Annotated in this window: 14 protein-coding genes and 1 pseudogene; 3 read left to right on the plus strand and 12 right to left on the minus strand. The window is 68.7% G+C overall.

Annotated features, from left to right (window positions below):
- Nucleotides 1–23: 23 nt before the first annotated feature.
- Together ABNQ38_RS26085 and ABNQ38_RS26090 are read left to right on the plus strand one after the other, a co-directional pair.
- A complete protein-coding gene (locus ABNQ38_RS26085; RefSeq protein WP_377808757.1) occupies nucleotides 24–2048 on the plus strand; it encodes a methyl-accepting chemotaxis protein in 2025 nt (674 codons plus the stop codon).
- 134 nt (nucleotides 2049–2182) lie between these two features.
- Nucleotides 2183–2383 (plus strand): hypothetical protein, encoded by a 201-nt coding sequence (locus tag ABNQ38_RS26090; RefSeq protein WP_247879685.1) that lies wholly within the window; start codon nucleotides 2183–2185, stop codon nucleotides 2381–2383.
- Nucleotides 2384–2402: 19 nt separating this feature from the next.
- On the opposite strand, the gene ABNQ38_RS26095 is transcribed toward ABNQ38_RS26090, so the two are convergent.
- From ABNQ38_RS26095 to ABNQ38_RS26110, 4 genes are all read right to left on the minus strand, one after another.
- A complete protein-coding gene (locus ABNQ38_RS26095; protein WP_377808758.1) occupies nucleotides 2403–3479 on the minus strand; it encodes a hypothetical protein in 1077 nt (358 codons plus the stop codon).
- Between the two features lie 170 nt (nucleotides 3480–3649).
- The gene (locus tag ABNQ38_RS26100) at nucleotides 3650–3871 is read right to left on the minus strand and encodes a DUF1150 family protein (protein WP_377808760.1); all 222 of its coding nucleotides are present in this window, start codon (nucleotides 3869–3871) and stop codon (nucleotides 3650–3652) included.
- Nucleotides 3872–3963: 92 nt separating this feature from the next.
- Nucleotides 3964–4440: an Hsp20 family protein gene (locus ABNQ38_RS26105; RefSeq protein WP_098739184.1), complete on the minus strand. Its 477-nt coding sequence runs from the start codon at nucleotides 4438–4440 to the stop codon at nucleotides 3964–3966.
- Between the two features lie 125 nt (nucleotides 4441–4565).
- Complete coding sequence (locus ABNQ38_RS26110) at nucleotides 4566–5726, minus strand: NAD(P)/FAD-dependent oxidoreductase (protein ID WP_377808762.1); 1161 nt, start codon at nucleotides 5724–5726, stop codon at nucleotides 4566–4568.
- 255 nt (nucleotides 5727–5981) lie between these two features.
- Here ABNQ38_RS26110 and rpsD point away from each other — a divergent pair, with 255 nt between their 5' ends.
- Nucleotides 5982–6596, plus strand: a complete 615-nt coding sequence (gene rpsD, locus ABNQ38_RS26115; RefSeq protein WP_377808763.1) for a 30S ribosomal protein S4 — start codon at nucleotides 5982–5984, stop codon at nucleotides 6594–6596.
- Nucleotides 6597–6698: 102 nt separating this feature from the next.
- On the opposite strand, the gene ABNQ38_RS26120 is transcribed toward rpsD, so the two are convergent.
- The 8 genes and pseudogenes from ABNQ38_RS26120 to ABNQ38_RS26155 form a co-directional block, all read right to left on the minus strand.
- Entirely contained in the window at nucleotides 6699–7916 is a 1218-nt protein-coding gene (locus tag ABNQ38_RS26120) for a PP2C family protein-serine/threonine phosphatase (RefSeq protein WP_377808764.1), read from the minus strand.
- Nucleotides 7913–9106: a response regulator gene (locus ABNQ38_RS26125; protein WP_377808765.1), complete on the minus strand. Its 1194-nt coding sequence runs from the start codon at nucleotides 9104–9106 to the stop codon at nucleotides 7913–7915. Before ABNQ38_RS26125 ends, ABNQ38_RS26120 begins: the two co-directional genes overlap by 4 nt.
- A gap of 65 nt (nucleotides 9107–9171) precedes the next feature.
- On the minus strand, nucleotides 9172–9966 hold the full coding sequence (locus ABNQ38_RS26130) for an ATP-binding protein (RefSeq protein WP_377808766.1): 795 nt from the start codon (nucleotides 9964–9966) through the stop codon (nucleotides 9172–9174).
- Nucleotides 9967–9971: 5 nt separating this feature from the next.
- Entirely contained in the window at nucleotides 9972–10277 is a 306-nt protein-coding gene (locus ABNQ38_RS26135; protein ID WP_109048956.1) for an STAS domain-containing protein, read from the minus strand.
- 51 nt (nucleotides 10278–10328) lie between these two features.
- Nucleotides 10329–11009, minus strand: a pseudogene (locus tag ABNQ38_RS26140) (methyl-accepting chemotaxis protein); the annotation flags it as partial.
- A 504-nt stretch (nucleotides 11010–11513) separates the two neighbouring features.
- On the minus strand, nucleotides 11514–12581 hold the full coding sequence (locus ABNQ38_RS26145) for a chemotaxis response regulator protein-glutamate methylesterase (RefSeq protein ID WP_377808767.1): 1068 nt from the start codon (nucleotides 12579–12581) through the stop codon (nucleotides 11514–11516).
- Between the two features lie 3 nt (nucleotides 12582–12584).
- Nucleotides 12585–13247, minus strand: coding sequence for a chemotaxis protein (locus tag ABNQ38_RS26150; RefSeq protein ID WP_377808768.1), 663 nt, complete (start codon nucleotides 13245–13247; stop codon nucleotides 12585–12587).
- A gap of 3 nt (nucleotides 13248–13250) precedes the next feature.
- Entirely contained in the window at nucleotides 13251–14171 is a 921-nt protein-coding gene (locus tag ABNQ38_RS26155; protein ID WP_377808769.1) for a CheR family methyltransferase, read from the minus strand.
- Between the last annotated feature and the right edge of the window lies 1 nt (nucleotide 14172).

Here is a 14172-nt window from a genome sequence, read left to right on the forward strand (position 1 = left end):
CGTCTCTGCGCAGGGGTTGCACCATGTTGAAAAACCTCCGGATTGCCGCGCTTACCAATCTGTTCGGGGTGGTGGTCACGCTGGGTTTCCTGGCGGTGGTCGTCACCGGCGCGCTGGCGATCCGCGAGCTGAAGGTTGGCGGGCCGATCTACCAGCGTATCGTGCTGGGCAAGGATCTGATCGCCGACATCCTGCCGCCGCCGGAATATGTGATCGAAGCCTATCTGGAGGCGACGCTGGCGATGAACGACCCGGCGTCGGTCGAACAGCGCCGGGCGCGGCTGGTGCAACTGCGCAAGGACTATGACGAGCGGCATGAGTACTGGCTCAAGGAGAGCTTCGAGCCGTCACTGCTCACCCAGCTGACCCGGACCTCCCACACGCCGGTGATGCGCTTCTGGACCGAGGTGGAGACGAAGTTCCTACCGGCGCTGGCCCGCAAGGACGAGCCGGCGGCCCGTGTCTCCTACGCGGCGATCGCCGAGGCGTATGCCGCCCACCGCGCCGTCGTCGACCGCATCGTCGAGGACACCAACCGCTACAACAGCGAGACGGAGGTCTATGCCACCGGCCGCGAGGACCTGTTCATGACCGCGGTGTGGGGCGTCTCGGCCCTGGTGCTGGCGGTTGTGGTGCTCGGCGTGTTCGGCATCCGGCGCCGTGTGGTGCGGCCGGTGGGAGAGCTGACCGCCGCGATGCGGGCCCTGGCGCAGGGCAACCTGACCGTCGCCATTCCCGGGGCCGACCGCGGTGACGAGGTCGGGGCGATGGCGCAGGCCCTGCGTGTCTTCAAGGAGAATGCGGAGGAGGCCGAGCGCCTGCGCCGCCTGCGCGACGAGGAGCGCGAGCGGTCGGAGCGCGAAAAGCAGGCAGCCCTGCTGCGCATGGCCGAAACGGTGGAGATGGAGGCCTCGAACGCCGTGGACGTGGTGGCCAGCCAGACCAGCCAGATGGCCGGCAACGCCACCCGCATGGCCGAATCGGCCCGCGCGGTCAGCGACAACAGCCAGAATGTCGCCGCGGCCGCGACCCAGGCGCTGTCGAACGCCCAGACCGTCGCCGCCGCGTCGGAACAGCTCAGCGCCTCCATCCGCGAGATCGCAGCCCAGATCGACACCGCGACCACGATGACCGGCGACGCCGTCAGCGCCTCGGTGCGGGCGGAGGAGACCATCCAGCGTCTGGCCGACGCGGTGACCCGCATCGGAGAGGTGACCAACCTCATCAACGACGTCGCCGGCCAGACCAACCTGCTGGCGCTGAACGCCACCATTGAGGCGGCGCGGGCGGGGGAAGCGGGCAAGGGCTTCGCCGTCGTCGCCAGCGAGGTGAAGCTGCTGGCCGGCCAGACCGCAAGGGCGACGGACGAGATCGAAAGCCAGATCGCCGCCATCCAGGCCACCACGGCCGAGGCGGTGAGCGCCGTGCGCGCCATCGCCGAGCGTGTGCGTGGCGTCGAAACCGTGTCGGCCACCGTCGCCGCCGCCATCGAGGAGCAGGAGGCGGCGACCGGCGAGATCGCCCGCAATGTGGTCCAGACCTCCAACGCCGCGCAGGAGGTGGCGACCCGCATCGCCGCCGTCTCGCAGGAGGCGAACGCCACCGGCGAGCGCGCCAGCGAGGTCAACAGCCTGTCCGTCCGCGTCGCCGCCAGCATCGACCAGCTCCGCCGCGTGTTGATCGAAGCGATCCGCACGGCCACGCCGGAGGTGAACCGCCGGTCCGCCCCGCGCTATCCGCTGAACCGCCCCGGCCGGCTGTCGGTGGGTGAGCGCGAACTGCCGGTGACGGTCGACAATGCGTCGGAGGGCGGCGCCCAGCTGAGCGGGCTGCCGCAGGAGGCATGGTCCGGTCTGGCGGAAGGGAGCGCGCTGCGCATTGCCTTGCCGGGGCTGGAGCCGGTGGCTGCCGTTGTGCGGGCACTGGACCGCGGCGGTGCCGGCCGGCTCCATGTCACCTTCACCCTGTCGGGTGCCGAGCGCGACCGCTTTGCCGCGCAGTTCGGCCGCAGCGTCGCCGGGCTGGCCGCGCTCGACCGCGCCGCCTGAACGGTTGCGGCTGCCCTGTTGCGGTCAGACAATGACCCTAATCATGACAGTGATTTCATGACGGTTCGGCGGTTGCCGGGTTCAGAATGGCGTCGGTTCCAGGGCCGCCGGCCCATTCTGAAAGCCCGCTCGCCATGGTCGAAACCACCGCCTGTCCCTATTGCGGGTCCGATTACGGGCATGGTCCCAACGACTGTCCGCTCTGCCGGTCCGCCCGGCGCAAGGATCTGGTCGTGCGCTGCGTCATCGGGCTGATGTTCCTTGTCCCGATCCTGACGCTGTTCGCCACCATCCTGCTGGACAACGGCATGGGGAAGATGCTGTCGATGGACTGATGCGGGAGCCTGAGCGGGCCTACATGTGCCCGGTGCGTGCCGACTGTTCCAGCACCTTGATGTGGGACAGGCCGGGCAGGATCTCCGACTTCACGAATTCCATGCGGCGGTTGGGGCCGCCGCCGCCGCGGGCGAAGCGGTGCTTCCACAAATTCATCTTCACCGCCAGACCGCACAGCACGCCGCCGATGGTGACGTGGTGCGAGGAAATCAGCTCGCGGATCGACCGGAAGGTGTCGGCGTTGATGTCGCTCCAGAAATCCTTGGAGCGGTTGTCGAAGCTCTCGAACCGGCCGGTGATGGAGGTCGCGATATCTGTGAGGTCGCGGGCGATCTCGTCGAGCATGCGCATCTGGCGGGAATCGCGCTTGACCTCGGCGGAGCTGCGGATCTCCTCCATCCAGCTGACGAAGCGCTGAACCTCCGGGACGATCTCGTCCAGGCATTTGCGGAAATAGGCGAGCGACAGGAAGATGTCGCCATATTCCTCGAGGAACTTCGGGATGTCGTTCAGGCCGATGTCCAGCCGGTCGGCCATCATGCGCAGGTTGCGCAGGGCCTCGTCCCGGTTGGGGTTGGCGAACAGCTGGATGATGTCGGTCACGTCGGCGACCTGAAGCTCCTCCGTGCCATAGACATATTCCATCAGCGGGCGGGTGAAGACCCGCATGTAGCTGGTCAGTTCCGCCTTCTTGCGGTCGGACAGGGTCAGCGATTCGACGTTGTTGACGTCGATGTTCAGCCGCCGCAGCTCGATCCGCGAGGAATAGACGTCGAAGCTGGAGGCGGCGCCGATCTTTTCCAGCTTCACCAGATCGCGTTCGACCTCGTCCTTGTAGGATTCGAAATAGGAGGGGATATGGCGGGGCGACACCTGACCGCTGCCGGCCTGGGCGTCGCGGAACATTTCCACCACCGTCTGAAGCCGGACATTCTTGATCAGGCGCGCATGCTGAAGACCGGGCGTTTCCAGCGGGATCGCCGACAAAGGCAGGATGTGAAGGGAATCGCGGGCCTCGTCGTCCCAGGTCTTGCGCTGTTCCGTATCGGGCGTGGACTTCGCGTCCGCCGCCGTATCGCTTGCCCCACCGTCCAACCGACCGTCTCCCACTGCCGTCTCGCGTCTCATGCCGGCGATTATCGCAGAGCGCACCTTACAACAGGAGTCAGGGCTGACAAGGATCGAGATGTGGCGGATTGCCGCGCAACAGGCCGCAGCGTGCCGAGAGGCCTGGGGGCCTCCTGCCGGCGCGCCGCGGCGGGCGGTCAGTGGACGCTGACCGGCTCCATGTCGTTCTGGACGATGGCGGCGAAGGCCAGCTCGCGGTCGGCGACGACGCTCAGCGGCGTGCCGTCGGCGGCATGGATGGCGAAGGCGGCGCCGCCGTCCATCTCCACCGGGCGGACATAGGCGACGTCGCCCAGGCCGAAGCTGGCGAAATCCTGGGTCGACAGCTGGCGCAGCTGGCTGTGGGTATCGTGCATCATGGTCTTGGTCTCCCGCGGCTCCCCGTCATGGGCGGCCGCGCGTGCAGAGTATCGGGGGCGAGAGTATCAGGGAAGACAGCGGGAAAGGGGGATCAGTCGTCCCGGCCGTCGGCGGACACGTCGATGGTGCGGGGCATCGCACCGGCGGCGGTCTTCTTCGGCTGTTCGATCTTGATCGTGCGGACCTTCGGTTCCGGCATCGGGCGGGTCAGGTCGATGTTGAGCAGCCCGTTGTCGAGCGAGCAGCCCACCACTTCGATCCCTTCGGCCAGCACGAAGCTGCGCTGGAACTGCCGCGCGGCGATGCCGCGGTGCAGGTAGACGCGCGACTTGTCGTCGGTCTGGCGGCCGCGGATGACGAGCTGGTTGTCCTCGATCTGGACCGACAGGTCATCGGAGGTGAAACCGGCCACGGCAAGCGTGATGCGGAGTCCGTCGTCGCCGATCTGCTCGATGTTGTAGGGGGGATAGCCTTCGGCCGAATTCTTGGCGATCCGGTCGAGCGTCCGCTCGAACTGGTCGAAGCCGAGCAGCAGCGGGCTGTTGAAAAGCGAAAGGCGAGTCGTCACGACGCATCCTCCTCACGACGGGAGCGAGTTGCGGAAGGTGGGCCCGTTTCCGGCGCCCGGCGGGTCGGCGGCCCAGCATCTGCCGGCGCCGCCATGCCTATAGATTGGGAGAGCCGCGGCTGCGGTCAAGAACCCTGTGCGCCTCTGGAATGGTTAAGAATCTCAGGAGCCTCGCCAAGCTCCACGGCCACCGCGTCGGCGATGGCGAGGCAGGAGGTCAGGCCCGGCGATTCGATGCCGAACAGGTTGACCAGCCCGGCCACCCCATGGGTGCCCGGCCCCCGGATCAGGAAGTCCGCCTGCGGCTGTCCCGGCCCGCTCAGCTTCGGCCGCACGCCGGAATAGGCCGGCACCAGCGCTTTGTCCGGCAGCCCCGGCCAATAGGCGCGGACCGCGCCATAGAAGGAGTCGGCCCTGGCAGGGTCGACGGCATAATCGATCCCGCCATTCACGTCGCCCAGCCATTCCACGTCGGGACCGAAACGGGCCTGTCCGGCAAGGTCCAGCGTCAGGTGAACGCCCAGCCCGCCCTCCACCGGCACCGGATAGACCAGCCGCGAGAAGGGGGAGCGGCCGGCGGCCAGCGCATAGTAGTTGCCCTTGGCCAGCACGCGCGGCGGCACGTGGGTGGCGTCCAGCCCCTCCAGACCGCGGGCGACGGCCCAGGCACCCAGCCCGGCGGTATTGACCAGCGTGGAGCAGGCGATGCGCATCGGCTCCGCCCCGCCGACCTCAAGCTCGAACCCGGCCGCGGTGCGGTGGGAGCGCTCCAGCGGACTCAGCAGCGCCAGCATCGCCCCTGAGTCCTCCGCGTCGCCCAGCAAAGCCAGCATCAGCCCATGGCTGTCGATAATGCCGGTGGAGGGCGACAGCAGGGCGCCGACGGTGCGCAGGTTTGGCTCCCATCGCATCGCGGTGGCGGCGTCGATCTCCGTCAGGTCGGTGACGCCGTTGGCCGTCGCCTGGGCGCGGATCGCCGCCAGCTTCGGCAGCTGCGCCTCCTCCGTCGCGACGATCAGCTTGCCGATGCGGCGATGCTCCACCCCGTGGGCGGCGCAGTAATCGTAGAGCGCGTCTCGGCCGGGCACGCACAGTTGGGCGCGCAGGCTGCCGGTCGGATAATAGATGCCGGCATGGATGACTTCGGAGTTGCGGGAACTGGTGCCGGTGCCGATGGCATCCGCCGCCTCCAGCACGATCACCTCGCGCCCGGCCCGTGCCAGCCGCCGTGCCACCGCCAGACCGACCACGCCCGCCCCGACGACCACGCACTCCACCCGTTCCATCGCGTCATTCCTGCCTGCCGCTTGCGCCGCCGGGAAGGGGAGCGGAAAAGGGCGGGGCGTGCAAGAGGTTCCGGATATGCCGTCGAACCCGCATATGCGTCGGGCTTGACTCCGCCGTGCCAATGGGTATTGTGCGCGCCTTCACCTCCTGGGAAAGCGGGCGCGCGCAATTTTTGACGCCCCGTCCGTCGCCTGAACAGGGCGGACGGAACTACCGGGACAACATCAACTCGTGTCCAACGAGGCCTGAGAGTTATGAGCAAGCGTCAAGAGTCCAAGTATAAGATCGACCGCCGCCTTGGTGTCAACCTGTGGGGCCGCGCCAAGAGCCCGCTGAACAAGCGCGAGTATGGCCCGGGCCAGCACGGTCAGCGCCGCAAGAAGCCGTCGGACTACGGTCTGCAGCTGATGGCCAAGCAGAAGCTGAAGGGCTACTACGGCAACATCGGCGAGAAGCAGTTCCGCCGCGTCTATGCCGAGGCCGTCCGCCGCAAGGGCGACACCGGCGAGAACCTGATCGGCCTGCTGGAGCGTCGTCTGGACGCCGTGGTTTACCGCATGAAGTTCGCGCCGACCCCGTTCGCCGCGCGCCAGCTGGTCAACCACGGTCACATCCTGGTCAACGGCCGCCGTCTGAACATCGCTTCGGCCCGCATCAAGGACAACGACACCGTCGAGGTGCGCGCCAAGTCCAAGCAGATGGCGCTGATCCTGGAAGCCTCGGCCTCCGGCGAGCGTGACATCCCCGACTATCTGGAAGTCGACAGCAGCGCGCTGAAGGGCCGCTTCGTCCGCGCCCCGCTGCTGGCCGACGTTCCGTACCCGGTCCAGATGGAACCGAACCTGGTCATCGAGTTCTACTCGCGCTGATCGGTCGGCTCCCGCCGAACGCGAAAGGCCGCTCCCTCGGGAGCGGCCTTTTTGCTTTTGGGGCCGCAGCGTTCCGGTGTTGCCGGGCCGACAGCCCGGCAGTCACCGCCGGCGCGTCAGCAGCAGTGCCGTCAGGTCGTCGTCGATGGGGCCGGTGGCGGTCAGGTCGTCGAGCAGGCCGGACAGCAGGCCGGCGTCGTCAGGCTGGTGCAGGCGGCGGGCGAGCAGGGTGGCGAGGCCGTACTCGTCCAGAACCTCGTGGCTCTCGCCGCCACCGATCGGGATTTCGATGGCCGCATCGGAATAGAGGAACAGGCGGGCACCGGGCGGCATCGGCAACCGGCGGGCGTCGTAGGTGACCGACGAGAGCAGGCCGAGCGGCAGCCCGCTGCCGTCGCCCAGCCGCGGCGCCTCGTCGCCGGGATGCCAGACCATCGGCGCCGTCGATGCGGCGGACGCATAGTGGAACTCCCCGGCCACCGGATCGATCAGTCCGGTCAGCATGGTGGCGAACTGGCCGCTGGGCAGCAGCCCGCACAGCCGGCGGTTCACCGTCTCCAGGAACTCCGCCGGGGTCAGGTCGGTGCTGCCGATCTGGCGGCAGATGGCATCCAGCCGGAAGGTGTTCAGCGCTGCACCGACCCCATGGCCGGAGAAATCGACCAGATAGACGGCGACCCGGCCGTCTGGCAGACGCTCGATCCCCCAGAAATCGCCACCCAGCTCGGAGGAGGGCGCGAAATGCGCCTGGACGGCGATGCCGGTCGCCGCCTCCAGCTCGGCCAGCCGCTCTGGGCCGGGCAGCATCCGGGCCTGCATGGCGCGGGCCAGCTCCAACTCGCTTTCCGTGCGGCTGTGATACTGTTCCAGATCGCGCAACATCGCCCGCTTGCGCAGCTGGATGCCCACGCGGGCCAGCAACTCCACCGCGTTGATCGGCTTGGTGACATAGTCGGTCGCGCCGGCGGCGAAGGCGCGGGCGCGGTCCTCCGCCCGGCTCAGGCTGGACTGCACCAGAACCGGCAACGATTTCCAGCGTGGGTCGGCACGCAGGCGCCGGCACATCTCGAACCCGTCCATCTGCGGCATCATCAGGTCGAGCAGAACGAGGTCCGGCTTGAAGCGCTCCATCACGACCAGCGCGTCCTGCCCGTCCTCCGCCTGCTCGATCAGGGTGATGCCGCCGCGCTCCAGCAGGGCCAGCAGAAGGTGACGGTTGATCCGGTTGTCGTCGACGATCAGCACGCGGGCGCCGGCCAGCCCGTCGACGGCATCGCGCGCCTCGGCCGGAAGCAGGTCGGACGGTGGAGACTCGCTCATTCCGCCGCCTCCCGTTCGATCCACAGCAGTGTGTGGTCGTCGCCGCCGACCTGTCCCAGGGCGGAGCCCAGCGAGTGGACCACGGTGTCGAAGCCTTCACCTTCCGCCACGGCGCGAGCGATCATCCAGCCGAGCCCGATCCCGGTCCCACCGGCGTCCAGCGCCTCCAGAACCGCGACGGAGTAGAGCGCCAGCACGCTGCCCCGCGGCAACTCCATCACGTCGCTGCGGTAGCGGGTGCCGGGCGCGATGCCGATCGGCAGGCCAGCGGCCGCACCGAACGCCGGCTTGCCGTCGCCGTTCAGGATCATCGGCGGCGCCCCGTCCGCCGAGGCGTGGGTGAAGCGCCCGGCCTCGCCATCCACCACGCCATAGGTCATGGTGGCCTTCTCTCCCGGCGCCAGCAGCCCGGCGGCGCGGTCGTTCAGCGCGGTCATCAGGACGACGGCGTCTTCGCCATGGGCGGGGCCCAGCTCCTGCAGAAGGGCGTGCAGCCGGAAGGCGTTCAGCGCCGCCGAGACGCCGCGGCCGGCGACGTTCAGCAGGTAGACGCCGAAGCGCCGCCCGCCCAGCGGCAGCACCCCCCAGAGATCGCCGCCGAGATTGGGCGAGATCACGCTGTGGGCGCGCAGGCGGCAGCCCGCCGCGGCAGCCACGGCGGCGCTCTGCGCCGGGGTGGGCTGCAGGTGCTCCTGCATCGACCGGGCGATGGACAGCTCGGCCTCCACCCGCGCCCGATAGGCCTGAAGGCGGCGGATCAGCACCCGGTCCTCCAGATGGATGCGCACGCGGGCCAGCAGCTCCGTGCGCTCCAGCGGCTTCGACACCAGATCGGTGGTGCCGGCGGCGAAGGCACGGTTGCGGTCCTCGCCCGACGACAGTGCGGTCTGCACCAGGATCGGCAGGTCGGCCGTCTCCGGCATGGCGCGCAGGCGGCGGCAGACCTCGAACCCGTCCATTCCCGGCATCATGATGTCCAGGATCAGCAGGTCGGGGATGGCGGCCTCGATCATCGCCAGCGCCTCGAACCCGCTGGCGGCGAAGGAAACCTGCTGGAAGCCCGCCTCGGCCAGGAAGGCGCCGATCAGCGTGCGGTTGAAGGCGGTGTCGTCCACTACCAGGATCGGGCAGTCCAGAACGGTGCAGTCGGGGATCCGGCATTCGCAGAGCCGGTCGCCGGAACCTTGCACATCGGAGTGTCCGGCATCCGATGGCGGGATCGCTCCACAGCCGGGATTATGCCAGCCATCCGCGGTCACAGCCGGAACCTCATGCGGATGCGGCGGCCGCCATCCTCGATCGTCAGCCCGTCGGCAATGTTGCCGATCAGGTCGAGGCCGCGGCCCGACGCTCCCGAGTTGGCGCGCGGGCCCAGGGTGAAGCCGGCGCCTTCGTCGGTGATCTCCACCGTCGCCACACGCCGGCCATCCTCCGCCGGATCGATCCGGAGCGTGACGACGATGCGGCGGCCCGCCAGCACCGGGTCGGCCAGACGGTCGCCCAGGTCGCGGGAAAAGCGCTCCAGCTCCTGGGCGCTCAGTTCCTTCATGCCGGCGACGCCGAGGTTGCCGTGGACCAGCGCATTGCTGACCGCCTCGTGCAACGCAAGTTCGACGTCGTCGCGGCGGTCCCCCTCCAGCGGATGGCGGGCGCTCAGCGCGGCCAGCAGTCTGCCGCCAAGCTGGAGGTCGTGCGCGGTGGCCGTGGTCAGGTTCAGGTAGAGGTCGCTTTTCGCCGCCTCCGCCAGGAATGGCGCCAATCGGTCGGCGGTATCGGAAGCGCCGGTATCGGCCGGCGGCTCGATCCAGGCGGCGATGGGCGGGAGCCAGAGCGCGTCGGACTCGGGGACGGCGCTCCCGTCTCCGGCCAGCAGGACTGCCAGCGGCGCCGGTCCGGCGGGCGCCTGCAGCGGGGACAGGCGCAGCGCCAGCGCCAGCCGGTTCAACCGGTCGGCCGCCAACCCCGGCGCCAGGAGACCGGCGAAGCGGGTGCGGCAGCCGACGGCCTGGTCCGCCTCCTGTGTCGTGCCCTGGATTGTCCCGTCGATCACCGGGATCAGTCCTCGATCGGGACGATCTTGGCGATCTGCGCCACGGTCAGTACCCGTTTGACCTGACCGGCGGCGCCGCGCAGGATGAACTGCTTGGCGGCGCGGTCCATCTCCTCCCGCGCGATCAGAAGCATGCCGATGCCGGCGGAATCGACGAATTCGAGCGACGACAGGTCGAGGACCTGACGCTTGAGCTTGTTCTGCCCCATTTCGCCGATCAGTGCCCGTAACTTCGCGTGGTCGTTGAAGGTCAGGCGACCGCGCAGGCGGATGACCGCCTCCTGATCGCGCACTTCGATCCCGTAGTCCATAGGCCCGTCTTTCCGCAAATGTGGTTCAGTGTACAGGCGGGGGGCACCGCGCTAAAAGAGTTCAATATCACCGCCGGCGCTGCTTCCCCCTGCGGCATCGAGGTCAAGCACGCCATTTTCGTCCAAGGCCGTACCTTCCAGCAGCAGCCTGCGCACGAAGCGCTCGCGCATTTCGCTCAACGTGAAGCGGCCCATCAGCTGGTTCAGCCATTCCTGCGGTTCGCGTGCGCCGATGGCGGGCGGCACCTGGGCGCGGATGCGGGTTTCCAGCTCTCCCAGTCCGGCGCTCATGATGGCAAGGCTGTCGTTGATCGCCTCGATCCGCTGCTTGGTCAGGTCCTGGAACTGCATGCCGGTGATGACGTGCGCGATGGTGGAGGACATATCGGACGACACCGACGCCGCCGTCTCCAGCACCGACTGGAAATGGTTGGTCTGCTCCACCAGGCTGTCCATCGTCTTGTCGACGCGCTCCTTGGCCAGCATCTGCGGCGACATGTCGGTGTTGGCGATCTGGCGCAGGATGTCGTGGCCGTTGCGCACCCCCTTCACCACGGCGGTGACGGTGCCGCGCATGCGGTCGGCCAGTTCGCCGGTGGAGCGGGAGAGGTGCCGCACTTCCTGCGCCACCACGGCGAAGGTCCGCCCGGCCTCGCCGGCACGGCTGGCCTCGATGGTCGCGTTCAGCGCCAGGAAGTTGGTCTGGCGGTTGATGCCGTCGATGTCGCCGATCGATTTCTCCAGCTCGGCCACATCCTTCTGCACGTCGTCCAGCAGATAGACCATGCTCATGGCATGGCGCGACAGGGTGACGATGTTGGTCACCATGTCGGTGATCACGTCCTGCATGCCGACGACCAGCCTGTCGAGCGGCACCCGCTCGCCGTCGATGTCGACCGACCCTGCCATGTCGACGATCTGGGCCACCCGCTCGGACTGCTCCAGCGCCTTCCGGGCCAGTTCGCGGAAGCGCTCCGACAGGTCGAGGGTGGAGGTCTCCACATGGTCCGAGGTGCGCGTCAACTCGCCCTGCACGATGTCGAGCGTGCGGCGTTGTACATCGGCGAAGCCGAGCCAGGTCGACAGAAGCTCCGCGGTGACCGCGACCTTGGCGTCGCCGTCCGGCGTCGCGGAGACGTCCCGGGGCGCGGCATTCCGAGGGCCGGTCTGGACGGCGTCGTGGGCGGCGGACTTGAACATACTGGTGCTCCTTGGAAACTCTACCCGGGTGCCCGGTCAGGTCGGGGCGGTGCGGGGGCGTTCGCCGACGGCGTCGAAGGCGCGCAGCATTTCGACGGGGATTTGGGCAAGCGGCAGTTCGACCGCGACCGCGCCGGCCTCCCTGGCGGCGCGCGGCATTCCATAGACGACGCAGCTCGATTCCTGCTCGCCGATGGTGAAGGCGCCGGCGTCGTGCATAGCCTTCATGCCGATGGCGCCGTCGCGGCCCATGCCGGACAGGATGACGCCGACGGCGTTGTTGCCGGCCGCCTTGGCGACGGAGGCGAACAGTACGTCGACCGACGGGCGGTGGCCGCTGACCGCAGGGGTGTCCTGGATGTGGCAGACGAAGCCGGCGGTGTCGCGGACGATGGCGAGATGGCGGTCGCCGGGGGCGATCAGCACCAGCCCCTGGGCCGGGCGGTCGCCATGGACGGCGACCCGCACGGTGGGGGCGGACAGCCGGTCGAGCCGTGCCGCGAAGCTGGGCACATAGCTGGGACCCATATGCTGGGTGATGACGATGGGCGGGCAGTCGGCCGGCATGGCGGCCAGCACGTCGCGGATGCGCTCCACCCCGCCCGTCGAGGCGCCGACCGCGATCAGCCGCTTGCCCGAGCCGGCCCGCCGCGGCGTCGGCAGCACGCCATGGGTAGCAGCCGGGCGGCGCATGGTCAGGCGCGCGGTGGCGGCGACGCGGATCTTGGAAACCAGCTCCATCGCCGTCGCCTCGAAGCCCTGTCCTTCGGAGCCGCCGGGCTTGGCGACGCAGTCCACCGCCCCCAGCTCCAGTGCGCGGATGGCGGCGTCCGACCCTTCGCGGGTCAGGGAGGAGACCATGATGACCGGCGTCGGCCGCAGGGTCATGATCTTCTCCAGGAAGGACAGCCCGTCCATCTTCGGCATCTCGACGTCCAGCGTGATGACGTCGGGGTTGGTGGCCTTGATGACCTCGCGCGCTTCGAAGGGGTCGCGGGCAACCCCGGCCACCTCCATCCCCGCCTCCCGGGTCAGGATGTCCTTCAGCATTTCACGCATCAGCGCGCTGTCGTCGACGATGACGACGCGGATCGGTCTGGGCATGGGTCAGCTCCCTTCCGGATCGGCGGGGGTGAACAGTTCGACCTCGCCCTCCTCGGGGGCATGGCTCAGGTGCGTGATGAAGCGCCGTTCGCGGGTGACGGTGTCGGCCGCCGCCTCCGGCCGCAGCAGGCGGCGCAGCGCGCGTCCGCTATGCGGGAAGTAATGCACCCGCCGGGCGGAGCCTCCGCCCAGATCGTGGCCGGCCAGCGTCAGCCCTTCCGTCCGCACGTAATCCAGTGCGAAGCGGCAGTTCAGCCCGCCGATGTCGTAGCTCGATTCGATGACGCGCCCGCCACCGAACAGCTTGACCTGCAGGCGCTGGCGTTCGGCACCGGCGGCCAGCAGCGCGTTGATCAGCCGCTCCATGGCGACCGAGCCGTAGCGCGCGGCCATGCCGGCCCCCTCAAGCTCGCTCGCCGGCAGGTCGGGCAGCATGAAATGGTTCATGCCGCCGATGCCGCGCACCGGGTCATGGATGCAGGCCGCCACGCAGGAACCCAGCGTCGTCGCGATCATCAGGTCGGGACGGTCGCTGACCGCCTGCTGGCCCAGCCCGATCTTGACAGCGTCAGCGTTGAATTCCCGGTTGAAGTAGCGACCGCTTCCCATGCGGTTGCGGGGCGTCGGGCTGGCTGGCTCCTGCCGGGGGAGGGGTTCGGCGTTCATCGCTCACTCCCTCCGGTAGATGGTCGGACCGGCCTGCCGGAACAGGTTCGACACGCCATACAGGCTCTCCGAGTGGCCGAGGAACAGATACCCGCCGGGGCGGAGCATCCGGGCGAAGTTCTCTATCACCTGCATCCGGCCACGGCGGTCGAAATAAATCAGGACATTGCGGCAAAAGACCGCGTCGAACGGGCCGGACATCGGCCAATGTTCCAGCAGGTTCAGGGGCTTGACGGTCACCAGGCGCTTCAGCTCCTCGCCCATCGCCACAGCCGGCTCGCCGTCCAGCCGGGTGTCCGTGGTGAAGCGCTGGCGGATCGCCGGCGGAATGCCGGTGGCGCCCGACAGCGGGTAGATGCCGCGCCGGGCGGTTTCCACCATGTGGGTGTCGATGTCGGTGGCGAGGATGCGGGCGTCCCAGCGGCGCAGTTCCGCCCCCATGGCGGAGACCAGCACCATCGCCATGGTGTAGGGCTCCGGTCCGGAGGAGCAGCCGGCCGACCACAGCCGCAGCCGCGGTTTCGGCTGGTAGGCGTTCAGCGTCCGCAGTTCCGGCAGGACGGTGGAGGCGAGGAAGTCGAAATGATGCGATTCGCGGTAGAAGCTGGTCAGGTTGGTGGTCAGTGCATTGACCAGGAAGCCGATCTCGTCCGCCACGCCGTCGCTTTGCAGCAGGGCGCAATAGGCGTCGAAATCGGGCAGCCGCAGTTCGCGCAGGCGGCGCGCCAGCCGGGCATAGACCATCTCCGCCTTGTGCGGCGCCAGCGCGATGCCGGCCAGCTGGTAGAGCAGGCTGGCGATCAGGTCGAAATGGTGCCGCTCGAAATGGAATTCGCGCGCGCCACCGAACACCGCGGCCGGCGCGGCCGGGGGGCGCCGCAGCGTCTCGGGTTCGGTCAGTGAGGCGGGCGGGCGGTCGGTCATC

The sequence above is a fragment of the Azospirillum sp. A29 genome, assembly GCF_042604625.1.
Classification (GTDB): Bacteria; Pseudomonadota; Alphaproteobacteria; order Azospirillales; family Azospirillaceae; genus Azospirillum; species Azospirillum palustre.